The organism is Streptococcus sp. A12 (assembly GCF_905372335.1).
Taxonomy (GTDB): Bacteria; Bacillota; Bacilli; order Lactobacillales; family Streptococcaceae; genus Streptococcus.
In genome coordinates this window covers 1-6,723 of record NZ_CAJPOU010000061.1, presented here as the reverse complement: position 1 = coordinate 6,723, position 6,723 = coordinate 1, and the positions used below count along the sequence as shown (strand labels likewise).

At 42.5% G+C, this 6,723-nt stretch carries 9 protein-coding genes; all 9 read left to right on the top strand.

Annotated elements, in window-relative coordinates; all coding sequences use genetic code 11:
- Positions 1–11 precede the first annotated feature (11 nt).
- Positions 12–164: a ZmpA/ZmpB/ZmpC family metallo-endopeptidase gene (locus QZ158_RS08235; RefSeq protein ID WP_366928209.1), complete on the top strand. Its 153-nt coding sequence runs from the start codon at positions 12–14 to the stop codon at positions 162–164.
- A gap of 272 nt (positions 165–436) precedes the next feature.
- Positions 437–637, top strand: coding sequence for a F0F1 ATP synthase subunit C (locus QZ158_RS07175; protein ID WP_006596628.1), 201 nt, complete (start codon positions 437–439; stop codon positions 635–637).
- A 32-nt stretch (positions 638–669) separates the two neighbouring features.
- Complete coding sequence (atpB, locus tag QZ158_RS07170; protein ID WP_048789648.1) at positions 670–1,386, top strand: F0F1 ATP synthase subunit A; 717 nt, start codon at positions 670–672, stop codon at positions 1,384–1,386.
- A gap of 15 nt (positions 1,387–1,401) precedes the next feature.
- Positions 1,402–1,896: a F0F1 ATP synthase subunit B gene (atpF, locus tag QZ158_RS07165; RefSeq protein WP_293887097.1), complete on the top strand. Its 495-nt coding sequence runs from the start codon at positions 1,402–1,404 to the stop codon at positions 1,894–1,896.
- A complete protein-coding gene (locus QZ158_RS07160; RefSeq protein WP_293887095.1) occupies positions 1,896–2,432 on the top strand; it encodes a F0F1 ATP synthase subunit delta in 537 nt (178 codons plus the stop codon). Before atpF ends, QZ158_RS07160 begins: the two co-directional genes overlap by 1 nt.
- 15 nt (positions 2,433–2,447) lie before the next feature.
- Positions 2,448–3,953, top strand: a complete 1,506-nt coding sequence (gene atpA, locus QZ158_RS07155) for a F0F1 ATP synthase subunit alpha (protein ID WP_061563779.1) — start codon at positions 2,448–2,450, stop codon at positions 3,951–3,953.
- 15 nt (positions 3,954–3,968) lie between these two features.
- Entirely contained in the window at positions 3,969–4,850 is an 882-nt protein-coding gene (locus QZ158_RS07150) for a F0F1 ATP synthase subunit gamma (protein ID WP_061563780.1), read from the top strand.
- Positions 4,851–4,938: 88 nt separating this feature from the next.
- Positions 4,939–6,345: a F0F1 ATP synthase subunit beta gene (gene atpD / locus QZ158_RS07145; protein WP_272078811.1), complete on the top strand. Its 1,407-nt coding sequence runs from the start codon at positions 4,939–4,941 to the stop codon at positions 6,343–6,345.
- A gap of 13 nt (positions 6,346–6,358) precedes the next feature.
- A partial coding sequence (locus QZ158_RS07140) for a F0F1 ATP synthase subunit epsilon (protein WP_293887088.1) occupies positions 6,359–6,723 on the top strand: 365 nt, incomplete at its 3' end.

The window sequence follows — 6,723 nt, the reverse complement described above, 5'->3', positions numbered from 1 at the left end:
GCTATGAAGACTTGAAACGTGCATTTGCTGAAGCAGTTGATAAAGATAAGGCTACCCTAAGTAACGGCTCTGTCAAGTTTGACAATACGGTTTCACTGAAAGAAAAAGTCTTTAAGAAATTGCTGCAACAAACAGACAGTTTCAAAACCTCTATTTTTAAATAGGAAGAAAATGCTCATCTGCTCGTCAGGTGAGTTTTTTCTATCCTTGGTAATAATGCCTCCTCTCTTGATAAAAATAATATAAATTTGTGTGAAATACAAAAATAGACAAAGTGTCTAAAAATAATTAGAATCTTTTGAACGCTAGTGGCAAGAGGAATTTTAAAAACGGTGACAGAATTGCTGTAAAACGTTTTCTTTCTGAGCAAACATTTGACTATTATATTTTTTAGGAGTAAACTAAGGGAGTAAAATTTATTTAAGGAGAATTCATCATGAATTTAACATTTTTAGGTCTTTGTTTTGCCTGCTTCGGCGTGTCCATTGCTGAAGGATTGATTATGAGTAATCTTTTTAAAGCTGCTTCTCGTCAACCAGAGATTATCGGTCAATTACGTAGCCTTTTGATCCTTGGGATTGCCTTTGTAGAAGGTACCTTCTTCGTAACCTTGGCTATGGCCTTCGTTATTAAATAGACTTCTCTATTTAGGAAAGGAGGTGTCAAACCTTGGAAGAAAGTGTGAATCCAACCCTAAATATTGGACCAGTATCCTTTGATTTGACCCTACTTGCCATGTCTCTTGTAACTGTTTTGATGGTCTTTGCTTTTGTCTATTGGGCAAGTCGCAAAATGACCCTCCGTCCTAAGGGCAAACAAAATGCTCTTGAGATGATTTATGATTTTGTCATTAGTTTTACCAAGGGAAACATTGGAGAGCACTACATGAAGAACTATTCTTTGTTCTTGTTTTCTCTCTTTCTCTTTATCTTGGTGGCCAATAATATTGGTTTAATGGCAAAAGTTCAAACAACAAACGGTTATAACTTGTGGACTTCCCCAACGGCTAACCTCGGCTATGACTTATCTCTCTCCTTTATGATCACCTTGATCGCTCATGTGGAAGGAGTTCGTCGTCGAGGCTTTAAGGAATACTTGAAGGCCTTTGCGACTCCTGGTTTTATGACCCCGATGAACCTCCTAGAAGAGGTGACCAATTTTGCTTCCTTAGCAATTCGGATCTACGGGAATATTTTTGCCGGTGAAGTATTGGCAGGCTTACTTTTAGCCTTGTCTCAACAAGCCTTTTATTGGTATCCAGCAGCCTTTATCGGAAGCATGTTATGGACAGCCTTTTCGATTTTCATTTCATGTATCCAAGCCTATGTATTTACCATGTTGTCATCCATGTACATAGGTAAAAAAATAAACGGTGAGGAAGAGTAAGTAGAGGAGTAGAAGATGGATTTAACAATTGGTACCATTATTGGTGACTTTATACTAATCGCTGGTTCCTTCCTCTTATTAATCTTTTTAGTAAAGAAATTTGCTTGGGGCAATATTACCAGTATTTTGGATGCGCGTGCTGAAAAAATTACCAATGATATTGACCAAGCAGAGGAGGCACGTAAAAAGGCTGAGGAACTAGCTGCAAAACGCGAAGAAGAGTTGGCAGGTAGTCGTCAAGAAGCAACGACGATTCTTGAAACGGCTAAGGAAACAGCCGAAAAAAATAAGGCTCATATTCTCAGTGAAGCCAACCAAGAAGCCCTTCGCTTGAAAGAAAAAGCGCAATTAGAAATTTCGCAAAATAAAGAAGAAGCGATGAACAGTATCAAGGGAGATGTCGCAGATCTAACCGTCAACTTGGCAGGTAAATTGCTAAGCCAACAGTTGGATTCTGAAGGCCATCGCCAACTGATCGATCGCTACCTAAATGAATTAGGAGATGCCTAATGGACAAAAAGCAATTAATGGTAATTGAGAAATATTCCCAGCCTTTTGTTCAATTGGTATTTGAAAAGAATCAGCAAGATGACGTTTATGAACAACTAAGTCAAATAAAGGCTGTTTTTGAGGAAACAGGCCTTGCTGCATTTTTAGCTCATATCGGTGTAGAGGATGAAGAGAAGGCGAAAAGTCTGCGACTTTTCCAAAACTCGGATTCAGCATTACTAGACCATTTGATTGAAGTGGTTATTCTCAATCATCGTGAAGCCTTATTTTATGACATTGTCAGAGTTAGTATGGATCAAATTCAACAAGTGAGCAACTGTTTCGAAGTAACCGTTTCTTCGGTTGCAGGACTGGATCAGGCTCAAAAAGAGAAATTGATCCCCATTATTGAAAAGAAATTTGGTATCCAAGTTCGTTCTCTGAAAGAAAAATTGGATCCAGATTTGATTGGTGGTTTTGTGGTTTCAGCGAATCACAAGACGCTAGATACTAGTCTCAAACGTCAATTGCAAGTCATAAAAGCAAATTTGAAATAGAAAGTGGTGTGAATTTTGGCGATTAACGCACAAGAAATCAGCGCTTTAATTAAGCAACAAATTGAAAATTTCCAGCCAAATTTTGACGTCACAGAGACCGGAGTCGTTACCTATATTGGTGACGGGATTGCGCGTGCTCATGGCCTTGAAAATGCAATGAGTGGTGAGTTGTTGATCTTTGAAAACGGCTCATACGGGATGGCGCAAAACTTGGAAACGACAGATGTCGGGATTATTATCCTTGGAGACTTCACGGATATTCGTGAAGGAGACTCGATTCGTCGGACTGGTAAAATCATGGAAGTCCCTGCTGGGGATGCCCTGATTGGTCGGGTTGTCAATCCTCTTGGCCAACCAGTGGATGGCTTGGGAGACATCGTAACAGATACCTTCCGTCCAGTTGAAACACCAGCTCCTGGTGTTATGCAACGGAAATCTGTCTCAGAGCCCCTTCAAACCGGTTTGAAAGCCATTGATGCCCTCGTTCCAATCGGACGGGGCCAACGGGAATTGATCATCGGAGACCGTCAAACAGGGAAAACCTCCATTGCCATTGATACCATCTTGAACCAAAAGGATCAAGACATGATCTGTATCTATGTCGCAATTGGACAAAAAGAATCAACGGTTCGGACACAAGTAGAAACACTTCGCAAGTATGGAGCAATGGATTATACCATTGTTGTGACAGCATCAGCCTCACAACCGTCTCCATTGCTATTCCTTGCACCATATGCAGGGGTTGCTATGGCCGAAGAGTTCATGTACAATGGCAAACACGTTTTGATCGTATATGATGATTTGTCTAAACAAGCCGTTGCTTACCGCGAATTATCCCTTCTTCTTCGTCGTCCGCCAGGACGGGAAGCCTTCCCAGGGGATGTCTTCTACCTTCACAGCCGTTTATTGGAACGTTCTGCCAAAGTATCGGATGAATTGGGCGGTGGTTCCATTACTGCGCTTCCAATCATTGAAACACAAGCAGGGGATATTTCTGCTTATATCGCGACCAATGTGATTTCGATCACAGATGGCCAAATCTTCTTACAAGATAGCCTCTTTAACTCAGGTATTCGTCCTGCTATTGATGCGGGATCATCTGTCTCACGGGTTGGTGGATCAGCCCAGATCAAGGCCATGAAGAAGGTTGCAGGGACTCTCCGTATTGACCTAGCTTCCTACCGTGAGTTGGAAGCCTTCACTAAGTTTGGTAGTGACTTGGATGCTGCTACTCAAGCTAAGTTGAACCGTGGTCGCCGGACAGTAGAAGTCTTGAAACAACCGGTCCATGAACCATTAACTGTTGAAAAACAGGTGGTGATCTTGTATGCTTTGACACATGGATTCTTGGATAGTGTACCAGTTGATGATATCCTTCGCTTTGAAGAGGAATTGTTTGCTTTTGTAGAAGCACATCATGCAGATATCTTTGAAACCATTCGTACTACCAAAGATCTTCCAAGTGAAGAAACAATGGATGCAGTGATTACTGACTTTGTCAACCAATCAAGTTTCAAATAGAAATAGGAGTGGCAGATGGCAGTTTCTTTAAATGATATCAAAAATAAAATTGCATCGACAAAGAATACCAGTCAAATTACAAATGCTATGCAGATGGTATCTGCTGCCAAACTTGGGAAGTCTGAGCAAGCTGCTAGGGACTTCCAAATTTACGCATCTAAGGTTCGTAAACTATTGACAGACCTCTTACATGGACACGAGGCTGAAAATGCTAAGTACCATCCATTTTTAAAGAGTCGTCCTGTCAAAAAGTCTGCTTATATTGTTATCACTTCTGACCGTGGACTAGTGGGAGGCTACAACGCCTCTATCCTCAAGTCAGTCATGGAATTGAAGGAAGAATACCATCCAACGGGTGAGGATTTTGAAGTCATCTGTATTGGAAGTATTGGGGCAGATTTCTTTAGAGCAAGAGGCATCCAGCCTGTTTATGAACTACGTGGTCTAGCTGATCAACCAAGCTTTGATGAAGTGCGGAAGATCATCAATAAGACAGTCCAAATGTATCAAAATGAATTGTTTGATGAATTGTATGTCTGTTATAATCACCACGTCAACAGTTTGACCAGTCAATTGCGGGTAGAGCAAATGCTTCCGATCATTGACTTGGACCCCAATGAAGCAGATGAAGATTATATCTTGAATCTGGAATTGGAATCAGACCGCGATGCGATTTTGGATCAATTGCTTCCACAGTTTGCGGAAAGTATGATTTATGGAGCCATCATTGATGCCAAAACAGCTGAAAATGCTGCCGGTATGATGGCCATGCAAACCGCAACAGACAATGCCAAGAAAGTAATTGATGAATTGACCATTCAATACAACCGAGCTCGTCAGGCAACCATTACGCAAGAAATTACGGAAATTGTTGCAGGAGCGAGTGCGCTTGAGTAGTTGATTCGATGCACATTTTAACAATACAAACATAAGCTTGATGGTGTGTATTCACAAGCTTAGAAACTTAATAGAATAGGAGAATGACATGAGTTTAGGCAAAATTTCTCAGGTTGTAGGTCCTGTCGTTGACGTAGCTTTTGCTGCGGGCGATAAACTCCCTGAGATTAATAATGCGCTTGTAGTCTATAAAAATGACCAACAAAAATCAAAAGTCGTTCTTGAAGTAGCTCTTGAACTTGGGGATGGTGTCGTTCGTACCATTGCCATGGAATCAACAGATGGCTTGACTCGTGGGATGGAAGTATTGGACACTGGTCGTCCAATCTCTGTACCTGTCGGAAAAGAAACTCTTGGACGGGTCTTCAACGTCTTGGGAGATACCATTGACTTGGAAGAAGCATTTCCAGAAGATGCTCCTCGTGAATCCATTCATAAAAAAGCTCCATCCTTTGATGAGCTTTCTACTTCAGAAGAAATTCTTGAAACAGGGATCAAGGTCATTGACCTCCTTGCCCCTTACTTGAAAGGTGGGAAGGTCGGCCTCTTCGGTGGTGCCGGAGTTGGGAAGACCGTCTTGATTCAAGAATTGATCCACAACATTGCCCAAGAGCACGGTGGGATCTCTGTATTTACCGGAGTTGGAGAACGGACCCGTGAAGGGAATGACCTTTACTGGGAAATGAAAGAATCTGGCGTTATCGAAAAAACAGCCATGGTCTTTGGACAAATGAACGAACCACCAGGAGCACGGATGCGTGTAGCTTTGACTGGTTTGACTATTGCGGAATACTTCCGTGATGTCGAAGGTCAGGACGTTCTCTTGTTTATCGACAATATCTTCCGTTTCACCCAAGCCGGTTCAGAAGTATCTGCCCTTTTGGGACGGATGCCATCAGCCGTTGGTTACCAACCTACTTTGGCAACTGAAATGGGACAATTGCAAGAACGGATTACCTCAACCAAGAAAGGTTCTGTTACATCGATCCAGGCCATCTACGTGCCAGCCGATGACTATACAGACCCTGCCCCAGCAACGGCCTTCGCCCATTTGGACTCAACCACCAACTTGGAGCGTAAATTGGTTCAATTGGGGATCTACCCTGCCGTTGACCCATTGGCATCTAGCTCACGTGCTCTTTCTCCAGAAATCGTCGGAGAAGAGCACTATGCAGTGGCTTCTGAGGTCAAACGCGTCCTTCAACGCTACCACGAATTGCAAGATATCATTGCTATCTTGGGGATGGATGAATTGTCTGATGATGAAAAGACCTTGGTAGCTCGTGCTCGTCGTATTCAATTCTTCTTGTCTCAAAACTTTAACGTGGCGGAACAATTCACTGGTCAACCTGGTTCTTATGTACCGGTTGCAGAAACTGTACGTGGCTTTAAGGAAATTTTGGATGGGAAACACGACCACTTACCTGAGGATGCCTTCCGTGGTGTCGGTTCGATCGAAGATGTGATTGCAAAAGCTGAAAAAATGGGATTCTAAGAAGAGGTGAAAGATGAGTCAAATGAACGTCCAAATCGTTACACCGGATGGACTGGTTTATGATCATCATGCCGCATTTGTATCTGTCAAGACAATTGATGGTGAATTAGGGATTTTACCTCGTCATATCAATACCATTGCGGTTTTGGCTGTAGACCAAGTCAAGGTCCGTCGGGTCGATGACGAAAAACACATTGATTGGATCGCCGTGAATGGTGGGATTATCGAAGTGGTAGATAATGTCATTACCATCGTAGCGGATTCGGCGGAACGCGCTCGAGACATTGATATTAGCCGGGCTGAGCGTGCAAAAATGCGTGCTGAAAAAGCCCTTGAAGAAGCCAAAGATCAACATTCTGTTGATATGGAGCGTCGTGC